Origin of the sequence: Actinoplanes sp. NPDC024001 (assembly GCF_040638955.1) — a bacterium.
GTDB lineage: Bacteria > Actinomycetota > Actinomycetes > Mycobacteriales > Micromonosporaceae > Actinoplanes.
Genome location: NZ_JBEZZB010000374.1, coordinates 1 through 1380, shown reverse-complemented (window position 1 = coordinate 1380; position 1380 = coordinate 1). Strand labels below are relative to the sequence as shown.

Genomic DNA, 1380 nt, shown 5'->3' with positions numbered 1-1380 from the left:
GCTACGGCGGATCACTACTTCGAGTAGTTCTGGATCGTTTCCCGGACGTGGTCACGGTTGAGCAGGTGCAGGGTTGGGACGAGGCGTTCGGGGAGTTCTTCCTGGAGTTCTCGCACCATTTCGGCCGGGTGGAAACCCGCTGGCAGGCGCGGAAGTACCTGCGCGGGCTGATGGCGCCGATCGAACGGCGTAACGGCTGGACCCTGGCCGAACACGCCGGCGACGCCACCCCGGACTCGATGCAGGCCTTGTTGTGCAGCCCGTGTTTCGACCGGGACGCGGTCCGTGACGCTGTCCGGGCCCGGATCGTCGCTGAGATCGGCGATCCGGGCGGGATCCTGGTCGCCGACGAGACCGGGTTCGTCAAGAAGGGCAAACGCTCCGCCGGGGTTCAGCGGCAGTACACCGGCACCAGCGGCAAGGTCGACAACTGCCAGATCGGGGTGTTCCTGGCCTACCACACCCCGACCGGGCGGGCGCTGATCGACCGCGAGTTGTACCTGCCGAAGTCCTGGACCGATGACCGCGACCGCTGCCGGAAGGCGAACATCGGCGACGAGGTCGAGTTCGCTACGAAACCGCAGCAAGCCCAAGCCATGCTGGAACGTGCCGTCGATGCCGGAGTTCCGTTCGCCTGGTTCACCGCCGACGAGGCGTACGGCCAGAACCCGGGCCTGCGCGGCTGGTGCGAAGAACACGACATCGCCTATGTGATGGCCACCCGCAAGGACCATGAGGTGCCGTCCGGGCTGCACACCAGCACCCGTGTCGACCAGTTGATCGCCTCGATCCGGTCCGGGGCCTGGCGGCGGATCTCCTGCGGCGACGGCGCTCACGGCCCTCGGGTCTACGACTGGGTGTCCACCCCGATCCGCGCCACGTTCCCGCACGGCCGGCGCGGCTGGGTCCTGGCCCGCCGCAACATCACCACCGCAGAGGTCGCGTACTACGTGTGCTTCGGCCCGCGGGGCACCCGGCTGCGGACTCTTGTTCGCACGGCGGGTGCGAGGTGGGCCGTCGAGGAGAGTTTCCAGATCACCAAGAACGAGGTCGGCCTGGACCAGTACCAGGTCCGCCGCTACGACGCCTGGTACGCCCACATCACCCTGGCCATGGCCGCCGCCGCGTTCCTCACCGTCACCCGCACCACCGAGAACGCCACCAGCAAACTTCACCAGGCCATGACGAGGACGGCCTGATCCCCCTGACCGTCAACGAGATCAGGCGCCTGCTCGCCGCCCTCGTCCTGACCGCACGACACACCGCCGAGCATGTGCTGGCCTGGTCAACCTTCCGCCGCCGCTGCCTTCAACGATCCCGTGACTCCCACTACCGCAAACGACTCAGCACGCTCGGAAGCTACGAACCGCCGTAGCAGTA

1 protein-coding gene is annotated in these 1380 nt (G+C 67.5%); it reads left to right on the top strand.

Annotated elements, in window-relative coordinates; genetic code table 11:
* The first annotated feature begins 65 nt into the window (after nt 1-65).
* A complete protein-coding gene (locus AB0F81_RS51265) occupies nt 66-1199 on the top strand; it encodes an IS701 family transposase (protein ID WP_360211782.1) in 1134 nt (377 codons plus the stop codon).
* The last annotated feature ends 181 nt before the right edge of the window (nt 1200-1380 follow it).